We start from the raw sequence: 15279 nt of genomic DNA on the forward strand, positions 1-15279 counted from the left end.
CGACGCGGCGGAACAGCACGCCCTCGGTGATCGCAGCCTCGGCGCGCGGCGACGCGGCGCATCGTATCGGCGGACAGCCACGCCCAGCGCTTCAACGAGATCAAGCGGCGGCCAGACGGCATCACCCACAAGTCGCTCGCCGACGCGTTGAAGCGATTGGAACGGCACGGGCTGGTCACGCGCACGGTGATGCCGACCTCTCTAATTGGCGTCCGCTATACGATCACGCCGCTCGGCCGTTCGTGCGCGACCAGAAGCTGCTAACAACCTTCGAGCGTGAGCGAAAAGGAACTGTTTTCCCGAAATATGTTCCCGATTGTTAATTCCCGAAATTCGCCAATTGCGATGCGGAAACGGGAAAACCAATCAGCCAATTGGGGCAGCTGTTGGTAAGATAAAATACTGAAAGCACGAGCCCCGCTTACGGTGAGACATCAACCGGTGCAGGCGCTTCCGTCTCGCCTCGACGGTCTGACGTTGTTGGCAGGAATCGGTAGACAGTGCCGCGCGAGATGCCAAGCTGCCGCGCGATATGCGCGGGTCGGACTCCCTCGGCCGCCAGTCTGCGCACTTCTGCCGGGTCGATCCGGGCTTTGCCGCCTTTGTAGACGCCGCGCAGCTTCGCGGCGGCGATGCCTTCCATCTGGCGTTCGCGGCGCAGGTTGGTCTCGAACTCGGCGAAGACACCCAGCATGTCGAGGAACGCCTTGCCCGCCGCGGTGCCGGTGTCGATCGGCTGCTCGGTGGCCTTGAGTGCTACCCCTCTGCCCTTCAGTTCGTGCACGATATCCTGCAGGTCCTTCATCGAGCGTGCGAGCCGGTCGATCCGCGTCACCACCAGCGTGTCGCCTTCGCGCAGGAAGTCTAGCAGGATCTGGAGCTCGGTACGCGCGCTCCGCTCGGCGCCTGACTTCTTCTCCGCCCGGATCGTCTGGCAGCCGGCCACCCGCAACGCCTGGATCTGTATGTCGAGGTCCTGATCGGTGGTGGACACGCGTGCATAGCCGAAAAGCGACATGGAAGCCCTGTTCTGTTCAATCAGCTTCTAGATCGTGCGCGGCAGCTGTTCAATATGGCTGCAAGCGACCCTGTTCGGACGCTGGCGCTGCTTAATCGGCTATGTTCTAGCAAAGTATACCCAGATGGACGACCGATGGAGACACAGTCTGCATATATGCCCCACCTAAGGCTTTGCCATAGTCCTCAATGTGGCATACTATGCCTGTGAAGCAGATGCAGGACGAAGGGCGATGGCAACGCAAACTATGGACATCAAAGTGGCTGGCAACGGTCGCATGGTTCTTCCCGCATCAGTGCGGAAGGCGATGGGGTTGCATGGCGATGCCAAGGTCATCCTGACTGTAGAGGATGATCAGGTCCGTCTGACTCCGATCGGACACGGGGTGTCACGGGCACAGGCGCTCTACCGCGAACATGCCAAACAGGCGCGCACGACCGATGACTTTCTCAGTGACCGAAAAGCCGAAGCTGCCGTCGATCTCGGTGAGGTCGCATCCGGTGATAAGGATCGGAACGCGCAATGACGTCCGCCGTCTTCGACGCATCCGCGGTACTGGCACTGGTTCGGGACGAACCCGGTGCCGACAAGGTCGCACCATATGTCGGGCGCGCGGCCATCTCGGCGGTCAACCTCCAGGAGGTCGTCAAGGAACTGCTGCTGAGCGGACTCGACGAAGCCACCACCCGCGAACTGCTGGACGAACTCCGCCTCGACATCCGCGCGCACGACGTTGCCGCAGCCTATGCGGCCGCGGCATTGCACGCCCAGACGCGCGAGTACGGCCGCGGCTTGGGTGATCGGTCCTGCCTGGCGCTTGCCATGCAACTTGGCGTCCCCGCCCTCACCGCCGATCGCGAGTGGAAGAAGGTACGGGTCAAGAACCTGAGGCTCGAGCACATCCGCTAACCCAAGACGCCCGCATCTGCAGCCGAGCAGAGGGCAGCCAATTCGGCAAATGCCCACTCTTTCAGAAAACGCTTCCCCCTTGGCGAGAGCGCCCGCTGTTTCAGGAGAACCGACATCCTGTTCTGCCTCGCGCTTGCCAAGCGCGACGTCCTCTCCGCCTTGACCGCCGACCGCAAACGGAAGGAAAACGCAGGCGCAGCAGAGGTCAAGGTGGTGGTGATCCGCTGAGCGCAGGTGGTCACCGACTATTGCAGAAGGTGCAGAGCTACCAGTCCACGCTGCGACAATATTCGGTCGAACATGCAATGACAGGTTGAAGCACATCGCTATTGGGGCCGACGCGCTTCACGTCAGCCCCTTGCTTATTCACCGCGCCCAGATCTGCCCGGTTGTGCAATTGACGAGCTGATGCTCGAAAGGCCTATGAAGACGCAGCTTCAATCCGCCATCCATGAGTGGATTTGCATCTGCAATGATTGCGTCAATATCGAACGGTAGACGATCGATAGAAGCGATCGACGATCCGATCAATTCATTGGCTTCGTGTTCTGTATAGGTACCGTAATACATTTCTACCCAGTCATGGTATTTCATGAATACACCGGGAACATCGACCTCAGCCTTGATGCAGCCATCCCGCCAGAACAGGATAGCGTGGAGTTCTCCCAGATTGGTCGTGAAGCTGACCAGCGCTTCATAGTCGCGGGTAAGACGAGCGAGGATCGCAGCCTGCCCCTCTGGTGCGGCCCGCAGGATAGCTGCGGCGAACTCCTCGATCTCACCGTCTGCACCGAGCGCTCGCAATGCGTCGCGTTCAGCGAAGCGCCCGGAAATGCCCGAAGGGACAGGGTTGAACATCGACCAGGCCGTGATGTGCGCCGGAATGTAATCAAGCACGACACCAGGACGCATCGCTTCGTCGATGCCGTCATATTCGACGTAGAAGGCAAGGCATTCATCGGCGCGCTGCTCCTCGAAATCGAGCGCGATGGCGCGAACGGCGACGCCCGGCGCATCCTTCGGGATCTTGTTTTCGGCCAGGACGCGCACATCCCTTGCTTGCTCGGCGACCAGCCGGCGTCGCTTCCACAATGTCTCCATGTCGACAGCGATGGATGTCGCCAGCGCCTCGATCTGCGTCGGTGTCGCCGAGCAGAAGCGGGATGCCCCGGTATCACTCGCCGAACGCTGCAACACCACATTGCCGGCCGGCTGGAATGGCGGAAACTGGATCAGATGCCGTGCATCGCTGTCGACGATGAACACCGGCGATGGCAGGCCGATGCGCTGCCAGGGCTTGCCGCGCACCTGTTGCGAGATGGCATAGCGCAGCAGTTCGAGATTGATGCCGTGGGCGTCGCGCCGCGTGGCCTCAAGCGGGAACAGTCCCGGACGCGCGACATCGGTGACCCAGAATTCACGTCCGATCAGAACGCTGCCGATCTCGTCCGATTGAACGCGTGTTCCCAGCGGCAGGTCGAATGCCTGCCGGGCATCGGCGAGTGCGTCGAGCAGGTTGGCGCCGAGCGTGACGATCTGGCTGTCATCCATATCGAACAGGATGGACCAGCCGTCCGGATGCTGGCTGCGTCGCAGATCGACCATCAGCGCGCTGAAAAGGGCGACGGCAAGCGGCGTTCCGTTGGCCAGCATCATGTCTGCCAGTGCTGCGGATAATTGTGCGCGGAGCCGAGCCCCGTTCGATTGCACCTGATCCTTAACTTCCATCTTCATTTTCCTTTCTGTGGCAATTGCCGCATCTCGAATCTGAAGAATGGAATCAGACATCACCCCGGTAGGTATGAACCTCACTTGTCGCATGGGCCGCACCTTGCGGCCGTGTCGCAAGGTTTATCCTGAGTGAGGGGCTTGGCTGCCTAGGCCTCATCTGGTGACGGATCAGGCCATCTTGCGAAACGGTAGCGATTGTTCGCGTTGGTAAGGACGCCAGCTTCCGCAAGCTGTTGAAGGTGCCACGACAATCCACCGATGCGGATGCCTGCGCCGCTTCCGGACGAGCTGACGATACAGCGGCGTGCCTTGAAAGGCTCTTCGCCGTGCATGGTATCCAGCGTCTTCTTGATCAGGCTCTCGATCACGTAGTCGCCAGGCGCAATGTTGGGATAAGCGCGCTTGATGACGCGCAATATTATCGGTGTGCCTGGCCGATATCTTGCCTCCTTGTCGGCGCGTTGCTGCGCCGAAGAGCGCGGTGCGGGCGTCGTTGAAGAAGCATTGTGCCGCTTGCCGGGATCCTGTGCCTTGGCATCACCCGGCCTGGTGCTGCCGGGCTTTGGCGCATCTACTTGCCTAAAGGCGCCCTCCTCGACGCGGACGAGATAGCGCGGATCGCGACAGACGCCCTGCAGATTGGCCTTGGCGGCATAGACCACGAGGATGTCCTCGCGCCTGACACCCGGGAGCCGCTCGCGCAGTTCCTTGGCTTCATGGACCGTATTGCGCTTGAGATGCCACTCCTGGATGAAGCGCACCTCGACCACCATGCGCGGAGCGGTGGTCCAGATGGCAACGCCGCGCAGGCGGGCCGCGGCCGTGCCCCACGGATCCTTCTGCGGAACGGTGCTACCCTTGGGCACGTGCCCGATGATCGTGAAAAAGAGCTTCATCGTCTCGCACATGCGATTGAGATAGAAGAAGAAGTTCGTCGTCGCCCCCTCGTCCATCGAATCGAAACCCGCCATGCTGGTGGCCGAGTCCATGACGACGCCCACGATCTGATCCTCCGGATCGTCGTGCCGGGCGTTCCAGCCTTTGATGTATTCACGCACTTCCGTCAGAACTTCGGACGCGCGCCAGACGCGGTCCTCGGCCAACCTGAAAAGGCTCGCGTTCGGATGGCGGAACTCGGCCTCGCTCATGCTGAGGAACGGCATGACGTGAAGGCGGGCGCTGGTTTCGCGCGCCATCGCGGCGTCCTGACCCATCGTGGTGTGCAGGATATTGCGCAATCGCTCGATGATCTGCTGCCCGGTATCCTCGGCGCTGAGGATCAGGACGTGCCCCGTACCGTTGATCGTACCGCCTAGCCAAGTCGGCGCACGGTATTCCGGGCGGCTGGCGATCATCGCCGCCATCCACAGAAGCAGCTGCGTCTTGCCGGTCGAACCTGCACCAAACCAGACGTTCGCGCCCCTCGCCGGCAGCCAGCCATCTACCCGGAATGGTATCCGGGGCATTGCGACATGCAAGCTGTTGCTAGCCAGCCACCGATCAGATTCAGGCTGTGAGTGCCACCGCTTGCCCGACGGCGCCGCATGCGCCGTCTGCGCGTTCCGATCCGGTGCGTCCGGATCGGCGATCCTGGCGGAACGTGAGGTCATGATTGGCCGAACTCGAGCAATGTCGCGCGCGTGCTGCGCGCGACGGGTAGAATTCAGCATTCAGCGCGAAATCCCTTATATAATATGATGGACTAAAGGTCGGCTGATATTCATCAGCCGCCCTGGTCCGTCCCGCGCTGAAAATATGCGTGGTCAGCAGGCAGACATGCTCACCTGCCCGCGTCCATGATCGCGAGCTTGGCGTTCTCTGCCGTGAAAGCGTCCTGCAGGATCCGTTCTCCAAACCGCTGCCAATGGGCCGTGTAGGAACGATGTCCGCAATGTGCGGTGACGAAGTCGCACAGCCTGCGAGTTGCCTCCAGGGTCGAGGTGCTGCCACCCAGCAGATGGCGCCAGTGCATCAGGATCATCGACGTCGTCAGGACATCGCCCTCGCATACCGACTTGACCGACGACCATTTGCCCTGATCCATCAGCTGGCTGACCAGATCCGGGCGGCAGGTCACCTTGGCCGGGATGCCGAACTTGGCAGCGACCTCCGCAAGGTGCGGAGAACTGGCGCCTGCACACATCTCGGTCATCAGATCCCGGTGGCCAGAGCTATGGCGTCGCCACGGCGAATGAAGCCGCGAGAGGCAGGACGGCAGCCGCAATCCCGCTGCGGCCGCAGCGAGCAGGATCTGTGGCACATCGTTGTGAAATCCGCCCCAGGTCACGAGCTCGACGTTTTGCAGGGCATCCATATCGGCAAAAAAGGCCCGCACGATGCCAGCCTCATCCAGCTCGGGAGCGCCGCGCGTTTCCATGCGCAGCGGGCGCAGGCCATCGTCGGTATCGGCAAAGATCGCCCAGCTGAGGACAACGATCTGCTGACACGCCCACCTTGGGGTCACGCGCGGATCGGTGCGACGATCACGCGGAGACAGGGTGGCCACGTCAGCCGGCACGAAGCGCTCGGCCTGTAGGTAACGTCCGTGAACGACGTGGTCGTAACGGCATTCGGCGTCCAGAACGACGACATAGCCGGGTGTGTCCGCCTTCCACAGGCGGGAGGTATCGATCTGCATGTGATTTCTCCTGCGGACACCCAGGTCCGCGACAGGGAAGAAGGAAGTCAGCGGGCGGAGCGCTGATCGGCCCGCCAGATGTCGAAAGCGCGCAGTGCGGCTTGCGCGGGGTGACTGTGGTCATCGAAGTCGCCGAACGGGCGCACCCAACACTGCCAGCCGACGATCGCCTCATCGATCAGTTCGGTAGCCGTCGTGATCGGATCGGGCAGCAGAACCGCTGGTGTCGCGCCGTCGCATTCGTCGATGCGAACATCGGGTCCGCACAGGCACGGCATGGCCTGCGCTCGAGCCTGGCGCACATGCCAGGTGTGCCCGCGTGGCATGTCGCGCCAACGGCCCACGGTATCTCGCGCGACCGCGACGATTTCCGGATGATGCAGCGGATCGGCAAGTGCGAGGAGCCGGCGCGGCACAGAGCCCCAATTGTCCCAGCTGATGACGGCTGGCGCATCCGACAACCGCGGCTCCAGCCAGTCGAGCAGGTCCGCCACCTTCTCGCCCTCGTGCAGACACCGGGCTGCAGTGGCGAAGTGCGGCTGGCCACCGTCACCCTGCGTGACTGACAGCAGACCGATACCGGTCATGAAGCGGTTATCCGGGCGATGCCGGGCACCGAAGCACGCACCGATGGTGCGCACGGCGAGGCTGATGGACACGGGCGCGTAACAGCGCGCGTCGATCGACACGTCGATAAGGGTCATTTGATTTCCTTGATGACGCCCGCCCTGGGGCGCGCAGGCGTGGGAGGGTTCAGGCAGTCAGCGAATCGAGATCGGAGGCGTGGAGCTGCGCGGCTGCATTGTCCGTTCCGCGAAGCCAGGCGGCAAAATGCGTGCTCATGGCAGCAGCGATCCCACGCCCGATCGGCGCGGTTGCCGCCATGCGGTGAAGGACGAGGCGGAAAGCCGCGATCACATCCACCTGCGTCTCATGATCGATCCGGTCTGTGTCGGACCGGCACCATGCCGCGAAGCGCGCATCCGGATCGATGCTGGTGCAGATGATGTCCGACCAGGTGCAGGCTTCCGCAAAGGTCAGCGGTCTCCCATTCACCTGCCGCGCGGACAGGTCGAGCAACGGTTGCGGCCCGCATCCCGCAAGCGTTCTCAGGCACGGTGACCGATCAGCGTCCGGCAGCTTCGCCAAGAGCGCGTGGATCTCGTCCAGCCGATATCCCGCGATTGTCGATCCGATGCTCGTCAGATGCCCGTCGAGCCAGCCCAGGAGCATGGCCGGATCGCCGGAGGGCTGGAGCAGACACCCATCCAGTGTGAACAGCACTGACCTGCCGTCCAGACGCGCAGTCAGGATGGCTGCGCCGACCGGAATGTGGGCGTTGAAGCCGAGGTGATGACCGATGTCGAGCCGCGCGATGCTCAGCGTCGTGATGGTAGGTGTCGGTAGCATGATGAACTCCATGCGTGCGTCGACATGCCGTGCCGCTGACGCGGATCGGTTTGTGGGACGCGGATGTTGGTGAGAGGACCGGTAATGACCGGTTGGCGACGAAGGCGCCGTCTGAGGGTCAGCCGGTGAACACCGACCTTTCTTTTCCCTCCTTCAACTCCTTCGCTTCAGCCGCTCATCAATCATCAGCAGCGCTGACGAATTACGGTGCCGAACCTCTTGCGATCGCCGGCATGCAGGACAGTGAAGGTGGATCAAGCGATCGGTGCGAATAGTCGGCTGGCGCTGGTACCGTTCTGCTTTCGCCTGACGGGGTAGACGCGATCATCCATCGGCAGATCGCGACCCGATCCACGGATAGCGGATCCTCGATAGACGCGCGCTGCAGGATGATCGCGAAGCGTAGAGGGGGTGATCACACACCCGTCTTGAGAGCGGCGCAGCGGCGACCCCCGCGTTAGCGCTGGCACGCGCGTGAGCGGTGCCACACTCGGCGCGCAGCGCCGATCCAAGCGCCTCGGCAGAGGCGCCGCACACAATGTGACGCATCCGACAGGGTGCGTCACATTGTAGGTATTGCGCCTGTATTCCGTGGGCGAAGCTAAAGTGCGCCCGATCTTCGCTAACCTGCCTGATGATCAGCGGACCCGGCGAAAGATTTCCGCAAGGTATCTTCGCACCCATCAGATCAGGCGCGCCGTCCGGGCTAGTGCTTTTCCATGCCGCCAACAAAATTTTTTGAAAACAGCTAAGTAGATCCTACAACATGGATTTTGTGGTTCAAAAGGTGATCCATGTCGGTCTGGAAGAACATTCGACCCGACGCTTTGGCGAGCGTCTTCGTACAGGTGCAGGCATTCATTGATCAGAACGAGGAACTGACCCGGATCGTCGCGGAAGCCACGCCGGATCGGCTCGCCGGTCTGACGCCCGCGGAAGCTGCAAGGCGCAAGAAGCTGGCCAAAAAAGCGAAGCAGACGCTGCACAATTATCGCGGCTCGGACGCGTCGCTCGCGCAGGAGGAAAAGGCTCGCCGCAAGGCGCTCAGCAAGCTGCTGTTCGACAATAAGGGCCAACTCGGCGACATAGCCAAGGTCGTGGTTGAGGCCTCCATTCTGAGCGCCCAGATCGAGGAAATCGCCACGGTCCGAGCCGAGGTGGAAGCAGAGGCCAAGCCGCAGTTGAAGGCGCAGGAACGCGCATGGCTCGACGCTTTCTACAAGGCCGGTGGATCGCTGTGGCAATTGCGTCAGCTGTCAAAAAGCGACCTCGTTTTCCTCGCCACATTCGCGCGGGAGAAGGCCGAGGATCCACGTCATCGTGATCAAAATGGCCTCGCCATGACGGCCTTCCGCGATGGCCATCTCGACCTCTGCGTCGAGGGTCTTACCGAGGCCGAGCAGACCGCGCTTCTGCTGGCATCCGGTCGGATTACCGCCGCTGATATCGAGGCGAAGAAGGCGTTCGAGATGGCTGCGGGACATGCCTTGGCGATCACTCCGACTCTTGCTGGCGCACTGGCGCGGGCAGCCGAAATCCAACGTGCCGGAGGTGATTGGAATGGCGCGATCGGCACGGTCGACCATGCCGAAAATGCAGCGTTCGAGCGCGATCTCCAGACGTTGGTCGAAGCGATCGGAAGCGGCGAAAAAGCCGAGGCGCGTGCTTGGGACATCCTGCTCCCACCCACGCCATTATCTATCGATGCAGTGCCGGACGCCGCAGCGTCGCCCGCGCTCTGCGCCACGATCGCGCGCGAAATGCTCGATCACATCCACGGAGCGGAGCAGGATCGCTGGGCTACGCTGATGGACAAGATCGGTCACGACATGAGCCAGCGCCAGACCATCGCGGAGCGGCTCGCGGTGGCGGAAAACGACAATCTGCTGATCCGCGATGGCGCCCAGAATGTTCCTCTCGCCAGCGATTGGCGAGCGGCGCTGCAACGCCTTCAGGACGACGATGTTCGCAGCCTTGCCATGCTGGTACGCGACCAGCCGGAGGTGCGGTGGCTGGCCCAATGTCGCGGCATCGATGTGCCCGCGACGCTGACCATCGAGCCGCCATTCCTGCACGCCGCACGCCTGCTTCGGCAGCCCGTCGACGAGCTCGTCTGGGAGCTGTTCGACCCGCCTCCAGCGCGCGAAAACACATCAGGATCGGTCGCCGGATCGTCCTCAACCAGCGCTGTCGGCCCCGCCGACAACCACGTCCTCGATGACGACGACGATTATTGAGAACCGATCAATGACCGACCATCAAAATCATCTCGTCCCCGCTCAATCCCGTGCGATCGCCATACCGGATCGCCCGCGACTTGCGGTTGCCGTCCCCGCATCGAACCTGCTGATCAACACACTCGGCACGACGATTCTGGTCGTAACGGGAGAGACCGGCGGAGCCGGTGTCGATACGCTCGTCGCCTGCCTCATCGCGCTTCTGGACGAGGCCAATCATCCGGTTCGGGTGGTCGAAGTCGGCACACGACGCGGTTACCTGAAGGCTACGCTTCAGCCCGAGGAATATGCCTTCGCCAATGTCGCGTCTTCCGATTTCGTCGCGGATCTTCTGAACGGCGTCGCTGGTGCGCCGGCTGGATATCCGATCATCATCAGCGTCAATGCGGCGGCATGGAAGGACTTCGTATACATCGAGGAACAACTCGAACCGTGGATTGAAAAGGCACCTGAGCGGTATCGCGTGCTGATCAAATTGCCGGAGTGGGGGACGAGCAATCGAACCTCGGGCTTGTACAAGAAAATGAACGGTGCCGGGCGCGTGATCCGGTGCTTCACGCAGCATCCGCCTAGCTTGCGTGGTGCAGGCGCCGCACCGCTACTGCGCCACGATCCGGATAACGGCATCGTGCAGGTTCCGCGGCTCAGCGACCGTCTCAAAGACGCCTTTTACAATCAGGAACGGCGCTTGAGCTCGGCCCTGAACGAAGTTCCGATCGGTGATGCGATCGTGTTCGCCCGCGCCATGAAACTGTTCGCCAGCGGGCTGGAGGATGTGCTGTGACGGCGTGGCGTATCCTGTGGGATCAGATCTGGCCCGACGAAGAACCCGACGTGCAGGTAGCCGCCTCGATGGACGAGATCGCGGCGGTATGCGCGCCCTCACAGGATGATCCTTTCCTGGTGATCGCGATGTATCAGCATCGCAACGGTCAGGTGCTGAAGATGTCGATCGATGAGTGGCTCAACACGCATGGCGAGGCGATGCGCGACCATCTTCACCATGCGACCGACGCCGCATCGCGGCTTCACGCAGCAGCCCGGACTGCCGCTCAGGCAACTGCAGCGTTGGACGAATTGGGTGACCGGCTAGCCGGTCGTGTTCAGCAAGCCATTGCTCGCGTCGATCATGCCGAGCGCGACCTCCGCACTCAGGCGGCGGAAAGCAACGCGGCATGGCGTCTGATACGAGAACAGCTGTCATGGACACGCCCGGCGCTGCTGACCCTGCTGACGATCGCTCTGCTGGCAAGCCTGATCGTCAGTGCCTTCCTCGCCAGGCAGGCGTTCGCCGAACGGCCCGGTGACGCGCTCTGGGCGCAGCTTTCCGATAACGAACGGCGCGATCTGCCTGGTTTCATCTCGTCGGGGTCACTCGATGCGGTGATGTCCTGTCGAATACCAGGTTTCGAGATCAGGAAGGATCACTGCGTTCGGTCGCAGACGACTGTTCCTGACGATAACGAAGGGTGGCTCTTGCCGGAGCAGACCGTTGCGCGGTCGGCGCACCGCTGGAGTGCAGAAGCGCGATGATCGACACCGAACCTGAGGCATCACTGATCGCGTGACCCTGTTTCGTGCGCCGTTCAAGCCGATACGCTCGCATGTGCTACGACCCACGGCGACATGAGTGCAAAGCAAGCAGACACCACTGCCACGTTTCTAGCCGCGGCGAAGCAACATGCCTGACTAGCCACCCGTCTACGCCAGCGCACGAATCGCGACCTCACCGCCGACAAGCGTGTCCGCACGTCCTCACACCCCCATGCTGCACGGCACAAAATGTCGCGTCACATGCTAGCAACATCATGAAACGGCACGTTTGCTGTCGCTTTCCTGTTATGTTGCATCAGGGTGACAGTCGGTAAGATTGTTGCAACTTATCGAAGGTTGCAATTGATATGGCCGCACTTTCTCGGTCAGATACGCCCCACAACATGCGTTAATGGCATGTGAACAAGAGGGGTCTTGATGATTTCACGCTATCTCGCGGCGACCGCGCTTGCCTCGGCAACGCTGCTGTCGGTTCCCGCATTCGCACAGGGCGGCACTCAGGGTGCGGCGCAGACGCCGACCGATCAATCGTCCACCGTTCCCGGCCTCAGCAACGAAGCGCCTGCCGGTCAGAGCATCGCCGCACCGTCGGATCAGGCCGCGCCGACCAACGCCGACGGCAGCTCGGCCGCGTCGTCGGGCGACATTCTCGTCACCGGTACGCGCCTGCGCAACCCGAACGCGGTGTCGGCGGTGCCGATCACCACCGTGTCGGCCGCGCAGCTGACGCTGACCGCCCGCACCTCGATCGGCGACGTGCTGAACGACCTGCCGCAGCTGGTCAGCACCTTCAGCCAGTCGAACTCGACGCGCTTCCTCGGCACCTCGGGCCTCAACCTGCTCGATCTTCGCGGTCTCGGCACGCAGCGCACGCTGGTGCTGGTCAACGGCCGTCGCCATGTCGGCTCGGACATTCTGAGCAACGGTGTGTCGGTCGACACCAACACGATCCCGACCGACCTGATCGAAAGCGTCGACATCGTGACCGGCGCCAATTCGGCGGTTTACGGGTCGGACGCACTCGCGGGCGTCGTCAACTTCCGCCTGAAGAGCAGCTTCGACGGCCTGCTGATCCGCGGCCAGGGCGGCATCAGCGACGAGGGCGACGCGGGTACCTATTTCGTCAGCGCGACGGCGGGCAAGAACTTCGCCGATGGCCGCGGCAACATCGCGATCAATGTCGAGTACGCGCGAACCGAAGACCTGTTCGGTTTCGACCGCAAGGCGTATCGCCAGAACGACACCTTCCTCACCACCAACATCGATGCCTCTGGTGTCGGCTCGGGCGGCAACCTCAACTTCGACGGCATTCCCGACTCGACGTTCTTCCGCGACGTCCGCGTCGGCACCTTCTCCGACGGCGGCCTCGTGGCATTCGCGGGTGCACCGCTCGGCGCCAACTCGGCCGCGCGCTGCGGTCGTGACTATCTGGGTCGCGCGTTCACCTGCAACTACCTGTTCCAGCCGGGTGGCTCGATCGCGCAGCAGACCGGTTCGCGCGTTGGTATCGCCAACGGTTCGGCCGCGGCACCCAGCGCAGCGCCCGCAGGCTCGTTCATCGGCGGCAACGGTAACACGCGCCGCGAGGGCACGCTGCTCCAGCTGCTGCCGCAGCTCGACCGCTACGCTGCCAACCTGATCGGCCACTTCGACGTGTCCGACGCGTTCAAGCCGTTTATCGAGGCGAAGTACGTCCGTGTCGACTCGGTCGGCCTCGGCGGGTCGGGTCCGGCGTTCTTCACCGGCTCGACGATCGACGCGCTGTACGAGCGTCCGCGCCTCGACAACCCATTCCTGTCGGCCGACGCGCGCACCTTCCTGACGCAGCAAGCGCTGCAGGCGGTTGCCAACGGCCAGAATCCGAATTCGGGTGCCGCGATCACCGCCGCGCAGGCTGCGACGCTGACGCAGCAGATCAACAGCGGCGCGTATCGCTTCATCCTGCGCAAGAACCTGACCGATCTGGGTTCGCGTCGCGAGGACGCGCGCCGCGAGACCTACCGCTTCGTCGGTGGCTTCCGCGGTGACCTGAGCGACCACTTCAACTACGAAGTGTCGGGCAACTACGGTGAGTTCAAGGAGCGCACCAAGGTTCTGGGCAACGTCGACGTGCAGCGCCTGAGCCTCGCGCTCGACGCAGTGCGCAACCCGGCCAATGGCCAAATCGTCTGCGGTTCGCAGCTCGACGCGTCGCGCTTCGCCTTCGGCACCGACATCGGGGGCAATGCGGCCAACCTCGCCAACGACATCGCGAACTGCCAGCCGCTCAACCCGTTCGGCACCGGCAGCATCTCGCAGGCGGCGAAGAACTACGTGCTGCGCAACACCACCTCGACCGGCAAGATCACGCAGCTCGACTTCCAAGGTAACGTGGCTGGTGACACCGGTGGCTTCTTCAACCTGCCGGGCGGCGCGATCGCCTTCTCGCTGGGTGCGGAATATCGTCGTGAAACCAATTACTTCGCGGCTGATCCGTTCGTCGAGGCGGGTTACACCTTCTACAACGCACTGGCGCGTTTCGACCCGCCGTCGTTCGAGGTGAAGGAAGCGTTCGGCGAAATCAACGTGCCGTTGTTGAAGGACCTGTCGTTCGCGAAAAGCCTGTCAATCGGTGCGGCGGGTCGCGTGTCGGATTACAAGGGGTCGGCGGGCACCGTCTACACCTACAATCTGAACGCCGAATACGCGCCGACCGAGGACATCCGCTTCCGTGCCAATTACGGCCGCGGCGTCCGCGCACCGAACCTGAACGAACTCTACTCGCCCACGGGTCAGAACTTCGCGCCGGGCTTCGCTGACCCATGCTCCGCCGACAATCTGGGTCGCGGCACACAGTTCCGCGCCGCCAACTGCGCCGCGGCGGGCATTCCGACGACCTACAACTACCAGTACGTCCAGTCGCTCGAGATCCAGAGCGGCGGTAACGATGCGCTGAATGTCGAGAAGTCGGACTCTTACACCTACGGTGCCGTGTTCACGCCACGCTGGGTTCCTGGCCTGACGCTGACGGTCGACTATTACAACATCAAGGTGAAGGACGTCATCACGGCGGTTTCGGCACAGGGTATCGCCAACAACTGCTACGACTCGCCGTCGATCCAGAACAACCCGTTCTGCGCGCAATTCCAGCGCGTTGCAGCCGGGGCGACCGGTCCGAACGGTGAGCAGGCTTATCGCATCATCGAAGGCAGCCTGCTGACTCAGTCGTTCAACTTCGCGTCGCTGCGCCGTCGCGGTATCGACACCGACCTGTCGTACACCCGCAACCTGGGCAGCACGCGCGTCACCGGTCGTGTGATCTACACCCACACGCTGGAAGCCGCGAACTTCACCAACCCGCTGCAGCCGGCGTTCGGTGACACGTTCAACGGCGAGCTCGGCTATCCGAAGGATCAGGTCCAGGTGAACCTGGGCGCGGATTTCGGTGCGATCACGCTCGACACGCAGTTCCGCTACCTGTCGAAGCAGTCGGTTGGCGCGATCGAGAACCTGATCTCGTATCAGGGCCGTGCGCCGCAGAACCTCGACGCGTTCGAGCCGGCCTACTACCCCGACGTGCTCTACATCGGCGGCAAGATCGGCTTCGACGTCGACGACAAGGGCACCAACTTCTACATCGGTGTCGACAACCTGACCGACCGCCTGCCCCCGCTCGGTGCCACCGGCACCGGCTTCGGCAGCGGTATCTTCGACAACATCGGTCGTCGTTTCTACGCGGGCTTCACCGGCCGCTTCTGATCGACGCCACTAACCTCGTAACTCAAGCAGGGGCCGGTGTTTTC

Annotated in this window: 13 protein-coding genes; 7 read left to right on the forward strand and 6 right to left on the reverse strand. The window is 62.5% G+C overall.

The window, feature by feature from the left end; translation table 11 throughout:
• Nucleotides 1–60 precede the first annotated feature (60 nt).
• Entirely contained in the window at nt 61–264 is a 204-nt protein-coding gene (locus BMW51_RS14955; RefSeq protein ID WP_281243255.1) for a winged helix-turn-helix transcriptional regulator, read from the forward strand.
• Nucleotides 265–421: 157 nt separating this feature from the next.
• Here BMW51_RS14955 and BMW51_RS14960 read toward each other — a convergent pair whose 3' ends face one another.
• Entirely contained in the window at nt 422–1018 is a 597-nt protein-coding gene (locus BMW51_RS14960) for a recombinase family protein (protein ID WP_093007897.1), read from the reverse strand.
• 232 nt (nt 1019–1250) lie between these two features.
• Between BMW51_RS14960 and BMW51_RS14965 the strand changes: the two genes are divergently transcribed.
• Nucleotides 1251–1544 carry an AbrB/MazE/SpoVT family DNA-binding domain-containing protein gene (locus BMW51_RS14965; protein WP_093007899.1) on the forward strand — a complete coding sequence of 98 codons (294 nt, stop codon included), beginning with the start codon at nt 1251–1253 and terminating at the stop codon, nt 1542–1544.
• Nucleotides 1541–1927 carry a type II toxin-antitoxin system VapC family toxin gene (locus BMW51_RS14970; protein WP_093007901.1) on the forward strand — a complete coding sequence of 129 codons (387 nt, stop codon included), beginning with the start codon at nt 1541–1543 and terminating at the stop codon, nt 1925–1927. Before BMW51_RS14965 ends, BMW51_RS14970 begins: the two co-directional genes overlap by 4 nt.
• A 366-nt stretch (nt 1928–2293) precedes the next feature.
• Here BMW51_RS14970 and BMW51_RS14980 read toward each other — a convergent pair whose 3' ends face one another.
• The 5 genes from BMW51_RS14980 to BMW51_RS15000 all read right to left on the reverse strand — a co-directional run bounded on the left by BMW51_RS14980 (nt 2294) and on the right by BMW51_RS15000 (nt 7706).
• Nucleotides 2294–3661 carry a hypothetical protein gene (locus tag BMW51_RS14980; protein WP_218139401.1) on the reverse strand — a complete coding sequence of 456 codons (1368 nt, stop codon included), beginning with the start codon at nt 3659–3661 and terminating at the stop codon, nt 2294–2296.
• A gap of 143 nt (nt 3662–3804) precedes the next feature.
• A complete protein-coding gene (locus BMW51_RS14985) occupies nt 3805–5268 on the reverse strand; it encodes an AAA family ATPase (RefSeq protein ID WP_177171706.1) in 1464 nt (487 codons plus the stop codon).
• Between the two features lie 170 nt (nt 5269–5438).
• Nucleotides 5439–6296 (reverse strand): 3'-5' exonuclease family protein, encoded by an 858-nt coding sequence (locus BMW51_RS14990; protein WP_093007909.1) that lies wholly within the window; start codon nt 6294–6296, stop codon nt 5439–5441.
• A 47-nt stretch (nt 6297–6343) separates the two neighbouring features.
• A complete protein-coding gene (locus BMW51_RS14995) occupies nt 6344–7000 on the reverse strand; it encodes a hypothetical protein (RefSeq protein WP_093007911.1) in 657 nt (218 codons plus the stop codon).
• Between the two features lie 49 nt (nt 7001–7049).
• Entirely contained in the window at nt 7050–7706 is a 657-nt protein-coding gene (locus BMW51_RS15000; RefSeq protein ID WP_143051890.1) for a hypothetical protein, read from the reverse strand.
• Between the two features lie 794 nt (nt 7707–8500).
• Here BMW51_RS15000 and BMW51_RS15005 point away from each other — a divergent pair.
• From BMW51_RS15005 to BMW51_RS15020, 4 genes are all read left to right on the forward strand, one after another.
• Nucleotides 8501–9943 (forward strand): hypothetical protein, encoded by a 1443-nt coding sequence (locus tag BMW51_RS15005; RefSeq protein WP_093007915.1) that lies wholly within the window; start codon nt 8501–8503, stop codon nt 9941–9943.
• Nucleotides 9944–9953: 10 nt separating this feature from the next.
• Nucleotides 9954–10727 carry a hypothetical protein gene (locus BMW51_RS15010; RefSeq protein WP_093007917.1) on the forward strand — a complete coding sequence of 258 codons (774 nt, stop codon included), beginning with the start codon at nt 9954–9956 and terminating at the stop codon, nt 10725–10727.
• Nucleotides 10724–11476 carry a hypothetical protein gene (locus BMW51_RS15015; RefSeq protein ID WP_093007919.1) on the forward strand — a complete coding sequence of 251 codons (753 nt, stop codon included), beginning with the start codon at nt 10724–10726 and terminating at the stop codon, nt 11474–11476. The genes BMW51_RS15010 and BMW51_RS15015 overlap by 4 nt, the downstream gene beginning before the upstream one ends.
• A gap of 438 nt (nt 11477–11914) precedes the next feature.
• On the forward strand, nt 11915–15235 hold the full coding sequence (locus BMW51_RS15020; RefSeq protein ID WP_093007921.1) for a TonB-dependent receptor domain-containing protein: 3321 nt from the start codon (nt 11915–11917) through the stop codon (nt 15233–15235).
• Nucleotides 15236–15279: the final 44 nt, after the last annotated feature.

This window comes from Sphingomonas palmae (genome assembly GCF_900109565.1).
Lineage (GTDB): Bacteria > Pseudomonadota > Alphaproteobacteria > Sphingomonadales > Sphingomonadaceae > Sphingomonas > Sphingomonas palmae.